This window comes from Bacteroidota bacterium, from assembly GCA_016706865.1.
Lineage (GTDB): Bacteria > Bacteroidota > Bacteroidia > Chitinophagales > BACL12 > UBA7236.
On record JADJIS010000002.1, the window covers coordinates 1,355,418 to 1,375,308 of the forward strand.

A 19,891-nucleotide genomic window follows, 5' to 3' on the forward strand; every position below is an offset into this window, starting at 1 on the left:
TAACAAATATTGAGCAGGTAATGAATTTAAGAGATAATTTTTTCCACCGTTCATCCACAGATATGTGGGAAATTCAAATAGGTTGCAACTATTTAAATTTATTCACTAAATGTCACAACAATATTTACATGACTCAATTAAATTAGTGTGTTTAAACTAAAAAATTGTTATTTAGACAGATTAATATGTCACAAAAACAAATTTACTGTAATACTTGATTACGAATAGCTTTTATACTTTTGACTTCATAAGTTATTTATTTCATTCACCTAAATCATAATACTATGAAAAAAAGATTACACAGCAAGATCCCGGTAGAAGTTATAGTGATTATTGATAATGATGAATTATAAGTTTGTAGACAGTTGGTTTGTTTCATAAATTAGGTTCACGACCAGAGGGAGGCGAAAGCCTCCTTTCTGTTTTTGGGAGGATGAGGAGGGAGGACCTAGGACATAGGAAGTAGGAAGTAGGAGTTTGCTTCGCTTCGCAAAGCTTTAAACCCAAAACTCTGAACCCAGAACTCAGAACTCTTCCATTAACTTTCAGCTCCGAATCCACAGAGTTCCCTTCGGGTAACACTGTGGGGACACTCCTGGGGTTGGAGAACTCAGAACTCAGAACTCAAAACTCAGAACTCAAAACTCTGAACTCAAAACTCTGAACGCAGAACTCTGAACACAAAACTCTGAACGCAGAACTCTGAACACAGAACTCTGAACTCAGAACTCTGAACGCAGAACTCAGAACTCAGAACGCAGAACTCAGAACTCAGAACAAAAAACTAACTCGCAATCTTCAACTGACTCAATTTTGACTGATTGAATTTGCTGGTTGCGTATTCGAGGGTGAGATGAAAATCTTTGATATCGGGAGTGGAAGGAAGATCATACATGGCATCTGTTAGTAATGCCTCACATATGGAACGCAATCCCCGGGCACCTAGTTTAAAGTCTATTGCCTTTTCTACTATAAAATCATATACCTCGTTTTCGATGATGAGGTTGATATTTTCTATTTCAAATAATTGCTGATATTGTTTGATAATGGCGTTTTTTGGTTGAACCAAAATTGCTCTAAGTACATCTGCATCCAAAGGATCAAGATGGGTAAGAACGGGAAGACGACCAATTAATTCGGGGATCAATCCAAATCCTTTCAGATCTTGTGGAGCAATGTATTGTAATAAATTATCGCGATCGGCGGTGTTATTATCGTCGTTGCGTTTGAAACCTATTAATTGCGTTGCGGTTCTTCTTGCAATAATTTTTTCAATTCCGTCGAAAGCTCCTCCGCAAATAAATAAAATATTCTGGGTGTTCACCTTCACCATTTTCTGGTCGGGATGTTTTCTTCCTCCCTGAGGTGGAACCATAACTTCGGTTCCTTCCAACATCTTCAAAAGTGCCTGTTGAACACCTTCTCCGGAAACATCACGGGTAATGGAAGGATTATCACCTTTTCGGGCAATTTTATCTATCTCATCAATATAAACAATACCCTTTTCGGCTGCAGGAACATCAAAATTGCAAACCTGCAATAAACGGGATAAAATACTCTCCACATCCTCCCCAACATAACCTGCTTCAGTAAACACCGTAGCATCAACAATTGCAAAAGGAACATTCAAAAATTTTGCGATGGATTTTGCCAGCAATGTTTTTCCTGTTCCTGTCTGACCAACCATTACGATATTCGATTTCTCTATCTCTACATCCTCATTGGTTTTGTAGTTCAATCGTTTGTAATGATTATAAACCGCAACAGAAAGTATTTTCTTCGCATCATCCTGCCCAATTACATAAGTATCCAAAAACTCCTTGATGGTTTTTGGTTTCATGGAATTGGCTAACGAAAATTTATATCGTTTTACAGGTTGATTTAACTCCTCCTGCACCAATTGTTCGGCCTGAGCAACACAATTTTCACAAATATGGCCTTCCTGTCCCGCAATTAGGATCTTTACATCTTCTTTGGCGCGTAAACAAAACGAACAGTGCGTAGTAGTTTCCTTTTTCTTCATGCTTGTAATTAAATCAAATTTATCCCTTTTTCGGGTCTTTTACCAGAATTTCATCTATCATGCCGTAATTTTTAGCTTCATCTGCACGCATCCAGTAGTCACGGTCGGAGTCTTTTTCCACCTTTTCATAAGGTTGACCGCTGTGATTACTGATGATAGTATATAACTCGGTTTTAAGTTTGATAATTTCTTTCAATGATATTTCCATATCGCTGGCCTGACCCTGTGCACCACCCATCGGCTGATGGATCATAACTCTTGAATGGCCTAGTCCTGAGCGCTTTCCCTTAGTTCCTGCACATAATAAAACGGCAGCCATTGACGCTGCAATACCGGTGCAAATAGTTGCAACATCAGGTGTGATATAATGCATGGTATCATAAATAGCGAGACCGGAATAAACGATACCACCAGGGCTATTGATGTAAATTTGTATGTCTCTTTTCCCGTCAACACTGGAGAGAAATAGTAATTGTGCCTGTATCACATTGGCAACATAATCGTCGATCGCTGTTCCCATAAAAATGATACGATCCATCATCAAACGCGAAAAAACGTCGAGAGCCTGAGCGTTTAACTGGCGTTCTTCAATAATATAAGGGGTAAAATTGGTTACATGCATGCTCTGCATATTCATGTAGCTGTCGAGAGCATTGCTGCTCATACCCATGTGTTTTACTGCATATTTGCGAAATTCGTTATTCTGCATATACTTCCTCCTGTTTGTTTAGTTTTTGAAATTCTTCGGCTGTTATTGCTTGTTCTTCAATTGTGATATACGTTTTTAAGGCATTAAAAAATTTCTGCTGAGCTACTCTGTCGTGCATATTTTCAACAAATGCCTTGTCTTTTAACTGCGATTGGGTGATATATTGAATAAAATCATCGCCCATTTGACCGTAACTCATCCTTACCGTTGTTAATGCTTCCTGAATGATCTCTTCATTTTTAACATTGAGATCATGCGATTTTTGAACGGTGCGATAAATTAATGATTGTTTAAGTTTAGTCAGGAAATCGGTAAATTCCGCTTCAAAATTCTCTTCTGTAACTCCTGCCTCATTGCTTTGTTTGAACCATTTCCTTAAGAAGACTTCCGGAAGGGGCACATTGGTTGTATCGCCTAAATATTTAAATAGATCGTTTTCGAGTGTTACCTCCGTTACGCGACTATTATATTGCTCAATTCCGTCTTTTATTTTTAAACGCAACTCTTCCTCCGACGATGTTTCACCAAACTCTTTACTTATTTCCGTATAAAATTCTTCATTGAGTTCGGCAGGTAACAATCTTGCAATTCTGTCGATCTTAAATTCAAATTTTGAACTTATACCTTCCAACGATTCCTCGGTTGCTTCCGTTAAGTGTAAAATATTTTTCGCGATCTTCACTTTGTCGCCCTTGAAGACGGAGAACACATCTTCAATATTGTTTACATCTCCTGGTTTAGCTCCTAAAAATAAATTTTGACTATCGTCGTTCAACATTTGCAGGTTAAAATAGGTGTCTGCATGCACTCCCCCTTCTTTTACTGAATTGTCTTCATTTAATTCATGCACATGTGCGTAGATCACATCATTTTGATCTACCATTTCCACATCTTCGCGTTTGCCATATTTATTGCGGATACGTTCTAATTCCGCTTCAATTTCCTCTTCTTTAGCGTGTATTTTGTAACGGGTAAAGGTTTTATCCTTATTGATATTTTCATCCAGATTTACAGCAGGTTGTATCCCGATCTCATAAGCAAATTCATACGATTTAGTATCGTTGTGATCTATATCCAGCTTGTTTTCCACGGGAAGAGCATCACCTAATAATTCATAGTTATTTTCTTTCAGATAGGCGTTCATCTGTTCATTCACGATCTTGTATAATTCTTCGAGAATGGCAGTATTTCCGTACATTTTTTTAACCATTCCCATAGGAACATGTCCGGGACGGAAACCCGGGAAATTAGATTTTTTTGCAAGATCTTTTAATGCTTTTTCAAAGCGATCGCGGTAGTCTTCATTGTCGATAGTAAATCGGATGATGTTGTGTTGAGGGCCTAAATTTTCGATTGATACGTTCACGTTTTTATTTTTTTATAGAATTTTTAATTTTATTCAATGATCAGAAGTATTGGCTATTTTGTGTTGTATAGATTTTGGATTTGAAAGGAAGTAACAAGATTGTTAAAAGAATGGTTTTGTATAAACCGGGTAGAATTTGGGATCTTGTTTAAATTGACAAAAAACATAGTGTATCTTCCTGTTGATCCTGATCCTGGTTATTTCCTTTTGTTGTCCGACAGCGTGTTTCGGAAGGAAATAAAAAATAAACGCTTTGGTGCGGGTAGAGGGACTTGAACCCCCATGCCTTGCGGCGCCAGATCCTAAGTCTGGTATGTCTGCCAATTTCACCATACCCGCCTTCGCTGAAGCTTCGTCAGCCGCGGCTGACAAAGATTTCGCTTTGGTTTGATATTTTCGTGTGCTAAAACATGGTCAGTCTTGTCTGACAATGGTTTTAGATTCGGTTTGATGTTTTTTCGGGCTGATAGATTTGGGAATAGATCCTAAAAATTTCAGCATGAATTTCAAATAACTGCTCTTTTTCAAAAAGAGTTGCAAAAGTAAGATAAAGAATTGAGGAATAGTAAATCGTTTGGATAAATCTATTAGGTTTTAAGGGAGAAGACTGAAAACATTAGGATTTTGAGGGTTTTTGGGGAAAAATTGGCTCCAAAAACCGAACATAGGATTTTTCCTTTGCTTCGAAGTAAGTGCATAGCTATATTCAGGAGTAAAAGTTTTGGCTTTTTCCTACCTTTAATTGTTAAATACCCCTTTATTAATTCAGATCTAATACGATTGGAAACACTGTTATGAACCGAAAAATTTTACTCCTGCTGTGTTGCATTTTAGGTGCAGCTATAATGTTTTCGCAAACCGGAGAGCCGAAACCGAATATTATACTTATTGTTTTTGATGATCTCAATGATTATGTGGAAGGTTATGGTGGGCATCCACAGGTGGAAACTCCTAATTTATTTGCACTTCAACAAAAGGGAACTACTTTTTTAAACGCATTTACGGCTTCCACATTATGTGTTCCTTCCAGAACCGCTTTTTTGGTTGGGAAAAATCCGGATTATACCGGCATTTATAAAAATGAGGATTATGTAAGTAATGCATTCCGGGAAAATTTTCCTCCAGACAAATATCTGGTCACCCTGCCGGAGTGGTTAAAAGATTCCGCAGGATATTTTACATATAATATTGATAAAATATTTCATTGTGATACTTGTGATCAACAGCATCCCGATTTTGATGACATAACAATGGATCCTTGTTCACGATCTCTTTCATGGAACAAACAAACAAACTCCGGTTATGACGTAACTGTTCCACCGGAAGATAAATTTCAAGGAGTGGAAAATTTAAAATGGGGTGCAATAGATAGTGCGAATGTAATTACTATGGCAGATTTCAGAACTGCAGATACAGCCAAAAATTTTATTGATGCCTACGCAAACGACCCTTCACAATTTTGTAATAAACCGTTTTTTCTTGCCATTGGAATCAGAAAACCACATAGCAATTTATTTGTCCCGGAACAATATTTTAAGGAAGATTATATCTCCGATTTTTATGCTGAACCATATAATATACCCTACAATTACCCTGAAAATTCTGAACCAGCAAATGGTGTTGTAATGCCACCACAGCCTGATACAATGTGGAGTGATTATGACAAACTCCCTTATCTATCAAAATTTATGGTGGGGCAAGCGATACATAATGATTTTATTACCTGGCCGGTTGATTCTTTATCACCACTTCCTGAAATTATAACAGGTATTTCCGACAGCGAAAGAATTAGTATTTTATCGGAATCAAAAAGAGCAAATGCTGTGCTTGCATATTTAGCTGCAATTAAATTTGCGGATGAACAAATTGGAAAAATTTTAAACCAATTGGAGTTGCATCCTGAATTATACAACAATACTGTAATAGTAATTACCAGCGATCATGGATTTAGTCTCGGGGAGAAAAAAGTGTGGGGGAAAGCCAAACTTTGGGAAACAAATATTAGAATTCCATTAATAGTTGCTGATCTTAGAAATGTTCAAATGAAAACCTGTAATAAGGCTGTTGGATTACTGGATTTATTTCCAACTTTTTGTGATCTGGCAGCAGTGGAATATCCAATAATGCCGGGTGGATCAAACTACTTTGATGGAAGAAGTTTGCTGCCCCTTTTAAATGATCCTGATACAATTTGGGAGCACCCCGTATTAACACAAATTTTATCCAGTAATTTGAATTGTTTCCCGCAAAACTCTGTGCGAACTGAACGTTGGCATTTAATTAATTATACATCCAACAACGAAGATGGAATTGGCACTTGCGACAGTAGTGTAGCTTTTCAGGAAGCAGAATTATATGAGATTGGAATAAATAGAAATATTGATCCGGAAGAATGGAATAATCTTGCAGAAGAAACGGATTATTTTCCTGTTAAACATTATTTACAGCAATTTTTACCGGATAGTAGTTTATATGGAGTACAGCCATTCAAAGTTATTGTTGAATCTCAAATTCCCGATTGTCTGCAAAACGAAAATGCTATCATAGTATTGGAATCAACTTTATACTCTGATAAAGGCGAATTAATTACCTTGGAAGATTTAAATGATTATTCTTTTAACTGGACGAATAATTTAACTAATGAGTCCTTTTCCGGTTCACAGTATTTCTTTGATATTTCATCCATAGATACAGAAGATTTTTATTCACAAGACAAAATTATTTTTTATATAGAAGTAAAGAATATTAATACTGGTAAGCTGGCTGCGTTTGAAGTGCAATATATTGATATTTATCCGCCCATTGTTGAACCGGTTGCGACTTTTAATTTAAATACCGATAATTTGACCGTGAATGTTTCTGACTATATTTTAAATGGAGTATATACAAGTTCCTATTGGGATTTTGGGGATGGGGAAACATCCATGGAGTTTATCCCGTCACCACATACCTACTCAGAGACCGGCGAATATGTAATGACAAATTTTATTCAATTTGCAAATAATTGCGAGGTGCAATATAACAAAGTGATCTTTGTAAACGAATCATTTGAACAACAAAATAATCTCTTGCATTTTGAAATATTTCCCAATCCGGCATACCAACAAATAAATATTATTTTTTCTACTCCTTTACAAAATGCAGTTATTAAAATAGGAAATATTACAGGACAATATTGTTATAACTACACCATTGAAAACAATAACAGCAATATTTTAACCTTTGACGTAACAAATTTTGTAAAAGGAATTTATTTTATTGAAGTGTTAAGTGATGGGGAAATGGAGGTGAAAATGTTTGAACGGATGTAACGGGAGGAGTGGCAGTCAGTCACAGTCGCAGTTTGCCTTCGAAACGGTTCATAGGGAATAACAAATAACAATCAAGAAATAAAAAAACTCAGAACTCAGAACCCAGAACTCAGAACTCAGAACTCAGAACCCAGAACTCAGAACTCAGAACCCAGAACTCAGAACTCAGAACCCAGAACTGAAACATGTAGTGATCGACGCAGGATATCTACTACATGTCGCTCAACTCCAACCAACGCATGCTCTTCTCATCTAAACTTTCAATTGTTTTCATCAATTCCTGTGAAATTTGATATATCTCATCGTGATGTAAATCGGGATTGTTGAGTTTGTCTTCGTTTTGTTTTTTGAGAATTTCTAACTGAGCTATTTCTTTAGCCAACTGGTCGAATTCAAATTTTTCTTTAAAGCTGAGTTTAGATTTTTCTTTTTTAATTTCCTGTTTTGCATGGACCTTTTCTTTATTGGTTCCATTGGAAGAATTATTTGTCGGGATAGATTTAACGGGCTCTGATTTTAGATTTTTTGCTTCTTGTTTTTCTAATTCCAAACGTTCTCTGTAATCGGAATAATTTCCCGGAAAATCACGAATAATTCCATCTCCTTCAAAAACAAAAACGTGATCAACCAATTTATCCATGAAATATCTATCATGGGACACAATTAATATACAACCTTGAAATTCCGCTAAAAAATCTTCTAAAATTCCGAGAGTTAAAATATCGAGATCATTTGTAGGTTCATCTAAAATTAAAAAATTAGGATTTTTAATTAATATGGTCATTAAATACAGACGACGTTTTTCTCCTCCGCTTAATTTACTTACAAATGCATATTGTGTTTCCGGTGCAAATTGAAAACGTGTTAATAATTGAGATGCACTGAGTTTGGAACCATCGGCCAACGGAATAAATTCAGCAATATCCTTCACCACATCCAATACTCTTTTTTCTTCTTTTAATTGTATTCCATCTTGCGAATAGTAGCCATAGACAATGGTTTCACCCGTTTGTATCTTTCCGGCATCCGGTTTTTCCAATTCCATTATCATATTTAAAAAGGTTGTTTTTCCAACACCATTTTTACCTATGATACCAATTTTATCATACTTCTTAAATAGGTAAGTAAAATTTTTAACGATAGTTAGATCCCCAAAAGATTTAGAAACTTTTATCATTTCTAATATCTTACCACCCATACGGGTCATTTTAACATCGAGTTTAAGTTGATCGGTATTTTTCTTTGCCGTAGCTTTTTCTGCAATATCTTCAAAAGAATCCAAACGCGATTTACTTTTTGTTGTTCTGGCTTTTGGCATTCTGCGCACCCATTCCAATTCGCGACGGTAAGTATTTTTTATTTTATCAAGTTCACTCGCTTCCGCAATTTCTCTGTTAGCTTTTTTTTCTACAAATAAAGAAAAATTTCCGTTGTACTGATATAATTTTCCATCTTCCAATTCAATAATCTGATTACATACTCTGTCAAGGAAATACCTATCATGCGTAACCAATAAAATGGTCATATTTTTAGTGGTGAGATATTCCTCCAGCCATTCTATCATTTCAATATCCAAATGATTTGTGGGCTCATCCATGATAATAAAATCAGGTTCGAGAATTAATAACTTTGATAAGGCTATACGTTTTTTTTGTCCTCCGCTTAAAGTATTTACCGGTTGCTCCAGGTCTGTAATTTTTAATTGGGAAAGAATTTGTTTTATTTTCAATTCATAATCCCAGGCCTCCAGAATGGTCATTTGTTCGTGAGCATTCTCTAATTGCAAGGCAGTTGCATCGTTATATTCATGATGCTGCGCAATTAAGGCTTCTTCATAATCAGTTATAGCCTTAATAATAGGAGAATCTCCGCTCAACAAATTTTCGAGAATAGTATGCGACTCATCAAGGTCGGGATCTTGCTCCAGATATCCGGTTGTTATGCCCTTGCGAAGGGTAAATTTCCCGGAATCGGCAATTTCCTTACCCATAATTATTTTCATGAGCGAAGTTTTACCCGCGCCGTTTTTTGCAACCAGTGCAACTTTTTGACCTCTGTTTATACCGAAAGAGATATTTTCAAACAGCACTTTTGTATCGTAAGTCTTCGAAAGTGCCTCAACTAAAAGATAATTCACGGTGCAAAGGTAGGGAGTTTGACGCGCAGGTGGAAATTTACTTTCAACGTGAAAAGTAATTTCTGTTTTGAATGAAGAGGAAGTTTGCAGTCGCAGTCGCAGTCGCGGTCTCAGTCACAGTAGTAGTGGTTGAAAATGGATCTAAATCGTAGAGTCGCAATGCATTGCGACTCTATGATTTAGATCCATTTTCATCGCAAAACCCAAACCCCAAAACCCAAAACCCAAAACCCAAAACCCAAAACCCAAAACCCAAAACCCAAAACTCAGAACCCAGAACCCAGAACTCAGAACTCAGAACTCAGAACTCAGAACCCAGAACCCAGAACTCAGAACTCAGAACCCAGAACTCAGAACCCAGAACTCAGAACCCTGAACTCAGAACCAAAATGAAACGTTGTTAACTAAAATCAACTTTTCTGAATGCGATTTCATTTAGATTTGTAATTCTAATTGAGTTATGGAAACATTAGACCCGATAGTTGTAGAAAAAGAAAAGAAACTCATTGTTAAAGAGTATCGGAATCTGTTGCGCGGATTAAAGAATAACATGACCGCGGGTGAACGGAACCAGATACGTCTTGCATTTGAGATGGCTGTGGATGCGCATAAAAATATGCGCAGAAAAAGTGGTGAACCCTATATTATTCACCCTTTAAAAGTTTCACAAATTGTAGTGAATGAAATGGGATTGGGTGCAACTGCTGCTATTTGTGCTTTGTTGCACGATGTGGTGGAGGATACTGAACTCACACTGGATGATATCAAAAGGGAATTCGGAATTAAGGTTGCAAGAATAATTGATGGTCTGACAAAAGTTTCCGGAGTATTTGATCTTACGAGTTCTATTCAGGCAGAAAATTTTAAAAAATTATTACTGACACTCGCTGATGATGTGCGTGTTATTCTTATAAAAATTGCCGATCGTTTGCATAATATGCGAACGATGGATAGTATGCCGCGCAAGAAACAATTAAAGATCGCATCGGAGACTTTATATTTATATGCACCTCTTGCGCATCGACTCGGATTTTATGCGATAAAAAGTGAATTGGAAGATCTTGGTATGAAATACCAGGAGAGTGAAGCTTATAAAGATATTGCACGTAAACTTGCGGATACAAAACGTGAACGCACACGTTACATGAATGAATTCATGAAACCTATTCGCGACCGTTTGGAAAAAGAAGGATTTGCTTTTGAAATGTACGGGCGACCGAAAAGTATTTATTCCATTTATAATAAGATAAAAAATAAGGGAGTTGTTTTTGATGAGGTGTATGATCTTTTCGCAATTCGTGTAATATTAAATTCTCCCGTTGAAATTGAAAAATCGGATTGCTGGAAAGTATATTCCATGGTTACGGAATTATATCATCCGAATCCCGACAGATTACGCGATTGGATATCAACACCGAAGGCGAATGGATATGAAAGTTTGCATACCACAGTAATGGGTCCGAAGGGAAGATGGGTAGAAGTGCAAATTCGCACAAAACGAATGGATGAAATTGCCGAAAAAGGATTTGCCGCACATTGGAAATATAAAGAAGGTTCAAATGATAAAGCACTGGATAATTGGTTGCGGGAAATAAGGGAATTATTGCGCAATCCGGAATTTAATGCATTGGAATTTTTAGATGATTTCCGATTGAATTTATTCTCCAAAGAAATATATGTTTTTACCCCAAAAGGAGATCTGAAAATTTTACCGCAAGGTGCAACAGCGTTGGATTTCGCTTTTGAGATACACACAGATGTTGGATATCATTGTATTGGTGCAAAAGTGAATCACCGATTAATTCCGATCAGCCATATTTTAAGTAATGGAGATCAGGTGGAAATTATTGCATCAAAAAAACAAAAACCGAATGAGGATTGGTTGAATTTTTTAATTACCTCACGTGCCAGAAGTAAAGTAAAAACAGCGCTTAAGGAAGAAAAACGTGCAATTGCTTTAGAAGGAAAAGGTGTGTTGGAAAAACGCATGAAAGCAATTAAAGCGCAATTCAACGATCGCAATATTCAGGTGTTGATGGAATATTATCATCAGCCTACAAGTATGGAATTATATTATCGCATTGCGATGAAAGATATTTCACTCAAAGAACTAAAAGATTTTACTTTACACATTGGAAAACTTGTTCCTCCCGCAGTTGATAAAGAGGCTCCTGTGGATTATGAACGCATGGAGAAAATAGCAACTTCTAATGCCGAATTATTAATTTTTGATAACGCAATGGATAATATTGCCTATTCATTGGCTAAATGTTGTAATCCAATTGTTGGTGATGATGTGTTTGGATTTGTTTCCATTAATGAAGGAATTAAAATTCACAAAACAAATTGTCCGAATGCTACAGAACTGATGAGTAAATTCGGATACAGAATTGTAAAAACGCGCTGGACACAACAAAAGGATATCGCCTTTTTAACAGGGATAAAAGTAACTGGGTTGGATGATGTTGGTTTAGTAAACAAGGTTACTCATATTATTTCGGGTGATATGAAATTAAATATGCAAAGTCTTGTTATGGATGCGAAGGAAGGATTATTTGAAGGAACCATTAAAACCTTTGTAAAAAACACCGAACAATTAGAAACCTTATTAAGAAAATTGCGCGCCATGAAGGGCGTAATTTCTGTAACAAGATTAGAGAATTGATAATTTTTTTTCCTTTGCGCCACCTTTGCGTTCTTTGCGACTTCGTGGCCCAAAAAACGAACTTTTTGAGATAAAATATGAAACAAGAAAACAATACCATCTTCGAAGAAATAAAAAATATTTTTTCTGCACATCTCGAAACCAAGGGTTTACGAAAAACTCCCGAACGATTCGCGATATTGGAGGAAATTTACAGCAGGACCGATCATTTTGATGCAGAAAGTTTATATACTCACATCCTCCAAAAAAACTACAGAGTGAGTCGTGCAACGGTTTACAACACGCTGGAGCTGCTTTTGACCTGCGATCTGATCACAAAACATCAGTTTGGAAAAAATCTGGCACAGTATGAAAAATCGTATGGATATAAACAACACGATCATATCATTTGTGTGGATTGCAAAAAAGTTGTCGAATTTTGTGACCCGAGGATACAACAGATCCAATCGATGATGGGTGATCTGTTGAATTTTAAAATAACACATCACTCGCTGAACATGTATGGCATCTGCGGAAGTTGTCAGAAGTTGCGCGAGATCAATGAATTAAAAGCACAGGAAAAATCAGAAGTGTAACAAGAAAGAAAAAACAACATGGAATTCAAAATACAAAAAAAGAAAAATCACACATTAGTTATAAAACTTGACGGGAGATTAGTAGGCGAATTTCAAACCATAACCCTCAACGACGAACTTAAAGAACTGATAGAGGATAAATACTATCGCATCATTTTCGATATGAGCGAATTGGAATATATTAACAGCACCGGACTAAATTTTTTCCTAAAGGTATTAACCAAGGTTCGAAAATTTGATGGCGAAGTTGTGATGTGCTCCCTCAACAAATTATTACTTGAATTAATGGTAACCACTAAATTGAATTCCTTTTTTACAATTGTCGATAATGTTGATGAAGCGTTAGAGCATTTGGAAAAAGAGAAAATCTGAAGAATCGAAGAGAGAAGGGGAAGGTTATAAGGAATAAAAAAGGAAGGAAGGGGTGTAAGGTTTAAAAAGGGGCATTTATTTTCGTTTAAAATTTTAATTCCACATCTGACTTTTATATTTATAATGCTCGGGACATGTAGGAACAAACTCATTACTCATTACTCATTTTCGTAAATCGTCAATCGTGAGGCGTGAATCCGGTACAGATAACATTGGAGCTTGGATTTTGAGATTAAAGTTTTTTCCCAGATCGGAGCATACTCACCACTTACATCTGAGTCGGAAGTTTTAATCCATCCCGGAACAAACTCATTACTCATAACTCATTACTCATTTTCGTGAATCGTCAATCGTGAGTCGTGAATCCGATACAGATAACATTGGAGCTAGGATCCTGAGATTAAAGTTTTTTCCCAGATCGGAGCATACTCACCACTCACTACTCACCACTCCCCACCTCATTCCTTCTTCCTCTGAAACAACTCCTTCACCTTATCAAAATCTTTGGTATAATTAATACCTACGCCGGTTTTGACGTCGTTTTTGGCAATGATGGCGTCGTATTCGGAGATGCGGAAGGCTTTTACGCGGATGCGCCCATCGTCGGTAATTAGATATTCCACTTCAAAATCACCTGCAAGACTCGAAGCAGAACTTGATCCTCCACCGGAAGCAAAATCATAATAGGTAGTTCCTACTTTTACAATGATGTTTTCGTTGATCTCTCGTTTCAAATCTAATTCAAACTGTTTTCCCTGCTCATCTGTAAAATTATAACTGCCGGTTTGAATATCATCATATCCAAAATCGATTTCTGTATCTTTTAAGAAATTGCTTAATACACTTTGAAAATATGTTGTGATCTGATTTGACATAAATTCATTAAGTGTGTTCGATGCCGTTGAGCCAACAGGATTATAAGTTGTAATATCCTGAGGTAAAAAACTTTTTGTGATCAATAATCCGAAAACCTGTTTATTTAATTCATTTTTATCAGATTCCACTTCCTGAATTCTTCGTGTAAAATCTGCATTACTCGATCCGCCTGATTTAGGTATTTCAAGATCAAAATTAATTTGTGGAGCCTCTAATGTTCCGGTGATGAGTATTAATACATTTACGTCAGATGTTTCCTGAGTATTTGTAGCGGTTAATGAGCTTACGGGAACTTTTTCTGCGGTATATTGAGCTTTGAGATCCAATGTTGCTCTGTCTACGTCACCGTCAAATGTTATTGTACTTCCCGGCACAACAGTAAATGGTCTGTTGAATAATCCTTGAAACGTAAAATCATATAAACCTTCTGTGATCCGATAATCTCCAAAGATCTTTACATTGCCTAAAGAGTTCGCCTGAATATTCAAAACGCTGTAACCTCGACCCAACAAAAATTCCGTTCCTTCACTGTTGAGAATAATTTTTATTTGGGCATCAGGTGTTACATTTAACTTAAGATCTATTGTTACAATGGCAAGATTTAATTCGTCAGGCAATTTTAATAAATTGGTATCAGCGCGATTTACAAATCGGATAAAATCGTGTTTTTTAACATTTCCCGAGCCATAGATCGGTAAATTTACCAATGTTTTAGCATGTGGAGTTGCAGATACAGCAATATTTAAAGCATCTAATTTTCCCGTGATATTGGCATTCACTTTTCCGACAACATACCCGTTAAAATCCGGATTTTCTTTTGGGGTGGATTCCATTAATAAAATATTATCCGATATCAACTGAAGTTTTTTGAAATTCCAATTATTAAAATTCGAATAAGTAATTTCCCCTTCTAAAGTTCCATTATTATCTAATTTATCATGAATGGCAGCTTTAGGGATCTCAATTTTATTTTTATCAATATTTATTTTTAATTCGGGGAAAAAATAATTCACTCCTAAGTAATCAATATTTGCCTCGCCCTGGTTTATGGTTAAACTACCCTGCATTTCAGGTCGTGTAACCGGACCTGCAATATTGAGTTTGCCGGTGATATCACCATCCATTTCTGATAAAATTCCGCGTAAAAATGGTTCTACGATCAATAATTTCGTGCGTCGTAAATTTGCTTCTAATACAATACTGTCCGTTTCGCCGAAAGTATAATATCCATCCGTGGTAAATCCATTATCGCCTGATAAAGTGGAATTAAATTTCAATTTAAAGCTCGGTTGAATCAGGGAAGCATTTACTTTCATATCGCCTAATACAACATCGTTAAGGGTGAGTTCTTTAATTTCTAAACCACCAATAAAACTGGGTTTGGTCAATACATTCCCGATGGTGAACGATGCATCTAAATTTCCGGAAACCTGCTCACCAGGTAATACATATGCTTCAGCCAATTCTCCAATTGGAATCTTATTTACTTTTAATTTTAATACCGTATTGTATTTGTCATCTGCGCTGCTGGTTAAGCTTATCAATTTGTCACCGCTGTTCAATGTAAAATTGTCTGCAATTATATTTTTGTTTACATATTGCAGTGAGTTATTTGGTAGTATATCCCACTTTTCGTTTTGAAAATATATTTCGGATGGAAGAATATTGAAGGCTATGAGGGAATCTTCAAATTTAATTGCACCGTTCAAATTTATCCGGTCTTCGTCAGTATCTTTCCCCACTTTCAGATTGTAATTTAATTCATTTCTTGCAAATGTTCCATCCATACGAATTATTGGAATTTCGGTCTCTTTATTTATTTGGGTGGAGTTTAATCTCGCAAAAAATCCAAGTGCATTATCTACAGTTCGCGCCTCGAATAACAAAGTATCAAAATGCATGGTTTTGTATTCCAATTCATCAACTCTGATCCTTGTGTTAAATTCATTTATTCCTGTATTAAAATTCCCTGTAACTGTAAGATTTCGTACGATTTGAATATCAGGGTAAAATATTGCCATTAGTCTGTCGGCATTTTTTACAGAGATCGTATATTCTGCGGTTTGCACAGAAATAATAGAATCTGACTTTCCGGTTGTGTAATGCCCAACCATATTTTTTATTGCAGTGGGTAGTGCACTTATTGCATAATCGCCGGTGATATTAAAATTGATAAGCGTAGATTTTACATCTATCACCTTTTTATTTTCAACATAACTCGAATTAATAACCAGTGTATCCAACCGGTAAATATATTTTTCTCTAATTAACAAAAGGTCACCAAAATTTGCAGAACCGGTCATATCATCAATAGTATTTCCTATTGTATTCATAGTTGCAGTTGCACTGAAAACAATTGGTTGATCGTAAAGATTTAGTTGCATTAAATTGGCGCGACTAATTTTTGTTTTAAAGTTATATACGGGAAGAGTATCCGCAAAATCAACAACTCCATTAAATGCCATAACAATATTAGGATCGTCAATTGTAAAATTCCCTTTAAAAGAACTGTTTTTTAATTCACCATCCACTTCAATGTTGCTATAAGTATATTTATTAAATTCTATAGAATTTACTGTAGCATCCACATCAAATTCAGCAGTATTGTCTGCGGCTATACTTCCATTTACGGTGGCTTCCATACTCACCTTACCCAACAGCTCAGGCGAACCTGCAATAACTCCCACATTTAATGCTGTGGTATTTAACGTTCCACTGAAAGAAGAGGATTTAACTTTAGGATCGTAGGTGAAATTAATATCGGAATATACACCCCCCTGATCAGTATTTAAATTTCCGAATGCAACAAGATTGTATGCAAAACCGGTAACTCTTCCCGTGTAATTTACCTCGCCAAGTGTAAGTAAATTTGCAGGAAGTGTATTTGGTCCTAATAACTCATCCAGAGCATACATGTCGGCATATAAAGGTTCTAATTTCAGATCGAGAAAAGTTTCATCAATATTGGGCAACCCTTTTATATCTAAAGTTCCTTTAACCCCACCTATACCTTCTACTTCTGCATCAAAATCACGTGCTTTTATATTTCCTAAGGTTCCATATATTCTGGTTGTTAGTGCAAGTGTTATATCGTATTCTTTTAGCTGTGGAATAAAGTAAGCAAGATCTACATTCGAAATAACAGAATTTTTAAAATCTGCATTCATGCGTATATCTGTTTCAAAACGATCAAAGTCGTTTAGTGTATTAAATGAAATTCCAATTTGATCTTTGATAGAAGAATGCGGAGTTGCAATTAATAAATTGGAAAGTGTAATTTCATAAGCTGAAAAAATTACGTTGGCTGTTAAGGTATCCAGTTGAAATCCCGATTTTTCTTTTAAAGAAATGCGATTGATCGTAGTTAATATAGTGTCACCTGAATAAATAATATCCGACATATCTATATTCAATTCAGTTATTTCGAGGTCACTAAAATTCATACCATCGGGATTGCTCGTAGAATTATCATCCTTATAACTAAATCCGCAATTGTTGAGTAATAATTGTGCGGTTTCTATATCCCAATTACCTAATCCAATATGAATTGTATCATAACTTTCTTCTTTATCGGAAGGGATAGTATCGTATAAAGCAGTGAGTTTAAATATGGTTTCATCAAACTCAATTTTTTCAAGAGCCAAAACTGATTTATTCAGATCAATTTTATTTATAAAAATTTCAGATTCACTTATATACATATCCATTGCTGAAGCGCCCACTTCATCATGCATTTTAAATCGGGTTCTGTCGATGGTTATTTTATTCAAGGCAACCTGAAATGTTGTTCCACCCTCTTCATTTTTAATTGTTGTAGTATCTTTCGGACCGGAAGAAAAAGCATCTGCAATAAATCCAAAATTATACGTGGAATCGGGTAAAGTGCTGTAAAGGTTGATATAACTATCACTCAAACTGATATTTTTGAGTTTGGCATTTTTTGTAATTGGGTTAATGCTTCCAATGTTGATCTCCAGTTTTCCTGCATACAAAAGAGTGTCGCCTTTTTGATCTTCAATATACAGTCCCTCCAATATCAGGTGATTGAAAATATTAATACTAACCTCATCCAAAGTAACCTTGGTATTTAATTTTTCGCTGAGAATGGAAGTGGCTTTATGTGCAGCCCAGTTTTGAACTGCCGGTATTTTGAGTATAAAATAGATCGCTAAAAACAGTCCGAGCAAACTCACAAAAAGTATAACCAATATCCTTCTGAAGAGAGAATAAATATGCCAGTATGTAAATATCTTCTGCACCTTTAAATTACCGTATTACTTTTGCGGGGTTAAATTACGACATTGTATGCCTGTAACTATCCTTGGAATTGAATCTAGTTGTGATGAAACCGGCGCCGCTGTATTGATTGATGGACAAATTGTATCCAATTGTATTGCCGATCAAACCATACATGAACAATACGGCGGGGTGGTTCCTGAACTTGCTTCACGGGCTCATCAGGCAAATATTGTTCCTGTTGTGCAGGCAGCGCTAAGAAAAGCAAATATTACATTGGGTCAAATTGATGCCATTGCTTTCACTAAAGGACCTGGTTTACTTGGTTCTCTAATGGTTGGGGCCGGATATTCAAAGGGGGTTGCCTTGGCTTTGGACATACCATTGATCGGTGTGCATCACATGCAAGCACACATTCTGGCTCATTTTATTGAAGATCCAAAACCATCATTTCCCTTTTTATGTTTAACGGTAAGTGGTGGTCACACTCAGATAGTATTGGTAAAAAGCCCGTCGGTTATGGAGATTTTAGGTCAAACCATCGATGATGCGGCAGGGGAAGCTTTCGATAAATCTGCCAAAATGTTAGGGTTGAATTATCCGGGTGGCCCCTTGGTGGATAAATTTGCTCAGAAGGGAGACCGGCTAAAATTTAAATTCGCTGAACCAAAGATACCCGGTTTGGATTTTTCATTCAGTGGGTTAAAAACTTCAATCTTATATTTTTTGCAGGCTCAAAAAAAATTAGATGTAAATTTTATTGAAAAGAATTTAAATGATCTGTGTGCATCAATTCAACACAGTATTGTGGAAATATTACTCAAAAAAATGATCATCGCCTCAAAACAATGCGGAATAAAACAGATCGCAATTGCCGGAGGTGTGTCTGCAAACAGTGAATTGCGTAAACAATTCGTCAATACAGGGAAAGAACTCGGATGGACCGTTCATATTCCCAAAATGGAATATTGCACAGATAATGCCGCAATGATAGCTATTGCCGGATACTATAAATATTTGGAAGGAGATTTTGAAGATCAGACAATAATTCCTTTGGCCAGAATTCCAGGTTTGCAATAAACTTTTATTAAAATATAAAATCACAATATGGCTAGAATTCAAATAAATTTTCCGGAAAAAAATATTTTCGCCACAGAGATAAAAATAAGAATAACCGATCTGAATTATGGTGGCCATTTAGGCAACGACACGATGTTATCCCTTTTACATGAAGCGCGAGTTCGATTTCTTAAACACTTCAACTACAGTGAAATGGATGTAGAAGGTGTCGGAATTATTATGGCCGATGCCGCCATCCAATTTAAAACCGAGGCATTTTATGGAGAAAGATTAAAAATAGAAATTGCGGCTGATGAATTCACCCGGGTGGCTTTTGACCTTTTTTACCGTGTTTCTTGTAGCGGAAGAGTTGTAGCTATTGCAAAAACCGGGATCGTGTTTTACGATTATGAGAAGAAGAAGGTGGTCTCTATCCCGGATAAATTTTATCAAAAATTAAATGTATAAATGCATTGGAACTATTTTCCTGATATATATGTTATTGCGATTCTTACACCCGTTAACATCCGCTACAATTAAATACTAATTTTTTACAATTTTA

At 36.1% G+C, this 19,891-nt stretch carries 11 protein-coding genes and 1 tRNA gene; 6 read left to right on the forward strand and 6 right to left on the reverse strand.

The window, feature by feature from the left end; all coding sequences use genetic code 11:
* Positions 1 to 784 precede the first annotated feature (784 nt).
* From clpX to IPI31_08730, 4 genes are all read right to left on the reverse strand, one after another.
* Complete coding sequence (gene clpX / locus IPI31_08715; protein ID MBK7567897.1) at positions 785 to 2,023, reverse strand: ATP-dependent Clp protease ATP-binding subunit ClpX; 1,239 nt, start codon at positions 2,021 to 2,023, stop codon at positions 785 to 787.
* A gap of 19 nt (positions 2,024 to 2,042) precedes the next feature.
* Entirely contained in the window at positions 2,043 to 2,732 is a 690-nt protein-coding gene (clpP, locus tag IPI31_08720; GenBank protein ID MBK7567898.1) for an ATP-dependent Clp endopeptidase proteolytic subunit ClpP, read from the reverse strand.
* The gene (locus IPI31_08725) at positions 2,722 to 4,098 is read right to left on the reverse strand and encodes a hypothetical protein (protein MBK7567899.1); all 1,377 of its coding nucleotides are present in this window, start codon (positions 4,096 to 4,098) and stop codon (positions 2,722 to 2,724) included. The genes clpP and IPI31_08725 overlap by 11 nt, the downstream gene beginning before the upstream one ends.
* Before the next feature lie 254 nt (positions 4,099 to 4,352).
* Positions 4,353 to 4,437, reverse strand: a tRNA-Leu gene (locus IPI31_08730).
* A gap of 455 nt (positions 4,438 to 4,892) precedes the next feature.
* Between IPI31_08730 and IPI31_08735 the strand changes: the two genes are divergently transcribed.
* Positions 4,893 to 7,409 (forward strand): sulfatase-like hydrolase/transferase, encoded by a 2,517-nt coding sequence (locus tag IPI31_08735; protein ID MBK7567900.1) that lies wholly within the window; start codon positions 4,893 to 4,895, stop codon positions 7,407 to 7,409.
* Between the two features lie 211 nt (positions 7,410 to 7,620).
* Here IPI31_08735 and IPI31_08740 read toward each other — a convergent pair whose 3' ends face one another.
* The gene (locus IPI31_08740; GenBank protein ID MBK7567901.1) at positions 7,621 to 9,546 is read right to left on the reverse strand and encodes an ABC-F family ATP-binding cassette domain-containing protein; all 1,926 of its coding nucleotides are present in this window, start codon (positions 9,544 to 9,546) and stop codon (positions 7,621 to 7,623) included.
* A gap of 460 nt (positions 9,547 to 10,006) precedes the next feature.
* Between IPI31_08740 and IPI31_08745 the strand changes: the two genes are divergently transcribed.
* From IPI31_08745 to IPI31_08755, 3 genes are all read left to right on the forward strand, one after another.
* Positions 10,007 to 12,211 carry a bifunctional (p)ppGpp synthetase/guanosine-3',5'-bis(diphosphate) 3'-pyrophosphohydrolase gene (locus IPI31_08745; GenBank protein ID MBK7567902.1) on the forward strand — a complete coding sequence of 735 codons (2,205 nt, stop codon included), beginning with the start codon at positions 10,007 to 10,009 and terminating at the stop codon, positions 12,209 to 12,211.
* A 77-nt stretch (positions 12,212 to 12,288) separates the two neighbouring features.
* Positions 12,289 to 12,786 (forward strand): transcriptional repressor, encoded by a 498-nt coding sequence (locus IPI31_08750; protein MBK7567903.1) that lies wholly within the window; start codon positions 12,289 to 12,291, stop codon positions 12,784 to 12,786.
* A gap of 18 nt (positions 12,787 to 12,804) precedes the next feature.
* Positions 12,805 to 13,158: an STAS domain-containing protein gene (locus IPI31_08755; GenBank protein MBK7567904.1), complete on the forward strand. Its 354-nt coding sequence runs from the start codon at positions 12,805 to 12,807 to the stop codon at positions 13,156 to 13,158.
* A 458-nt stretch (positions 13,159 to 13,616) separates the two neighbouring features.
* Here IPI31_08755 and IPI31_08760 read toward each other — a convergent pair whose 3' ends face one another.
* On the reverse strand, positions 13,617 to 18,293 hold the full coding sequence (locus IPI31_08760; protein MBK7567905.1) for a translocation/assembly module TamB domain-containing protein: 4,677 nt from the start codon (positions 18,291 to 18,293) through the stop codon (positions 13,617 to 13,619).
* A gap of 46 nt (positions 18,294 to 18,339) precedes the next feature.
* Here IPI31_08760 and tsaD point away from each other — a divergent pair, with 46 nt between their 5' ends.
* Together tsaD and IPI31_08770 are read left to right on the forward strand one after the other, a co-directional pair.
* The gene (gene tsaD / locus IPI31_08765; GenBank protein MBK7567906.1) at positions 18,340 to 19,350 is read left to right on the forward strand and encodes a tRNA (adenosine(37)-N6)-threonylcarbamoyltransferase complex transferase subunit TsaD; all 1,011 of its coding nucleotides are present in this window, start codon (positions 18,340 to 18,342) and stop codon (positions 19,348 to 19,350) included.
* Between the two features lie 27 nt (positions 19,351 to 19,377).
* Positions 19,378 to 19,797: a thioesterase family protein gene (locus IPI31_08770; protein MBK7567907.1), complete on the forward strand. Its 420-nt coding sequence runs from the start codon at positions 19,378 to 19,380 to the stop codon at positions 19,795 to 19,797.
* Positions 19,798 to 19,891: the final 94 nt, after the last annotated feature.

What these genes read in the sequence shown, in the direction of transcription:
- clpX (MBK7567897.1), bottom strand. Translation starts at nt 2,023, where the DNA reads ATGAAGAAAAAGGAAACTACTACGCACTGTTCGTTTTGTTTACGCGCC.
- clpP (MBK7567898.1), bottom strand. Translation starts at nt 2,732, where the DNA reads ATGCAGAATAACGAATTTCGCAAATATGCAGTAAAACACATGGGTATG.
- IPI31_08735 (MBK7567900.1), top strand. Translation starts at nt 4,893, where the DNA reads ATGAACCGAAAAATTTTACTCCTGCTGTGTTGCATTTTAGGTGCAGCT.
- IPI31_08745 (MBK7567902.1), top strand. Translation starts at nt 10,007, where the DNA reads ATGGAAACATTAGACCCGATAGTTGTAGAAAAAGAAAAGAAACTCATT.
- IPI31_08750 (MBK7567903.1), top strand. Translation starts at nt 12,289, where the DNA reads ATGAAACAAGAAAACAATACCATCTTCGAAGAAATAAAAAATATTTTT.
- IPI31_08755 (MBK7567904.1), top strand. Translation starts at nt 12,805, where the DNA reads ATGGAATTCAAAATACAAAAAAAGAAAAATCACACATTAGTTATAAAA.
- tsaD (MBK7567906.1), top strand. Translation starts at nt 18,340, where the DNA reads ATGCCTGTAACTATCCTTGGAATTGAATCTAGTTGTGATGAAACCGGC.
- IPI31_08770 (MBK7567907.1), top strand. Translation starts at nt 19,378, where the DNA reads ATGGCTAGAATTCAAATAAATTTTCCGGAAAAAAATATTTTCGCCACA.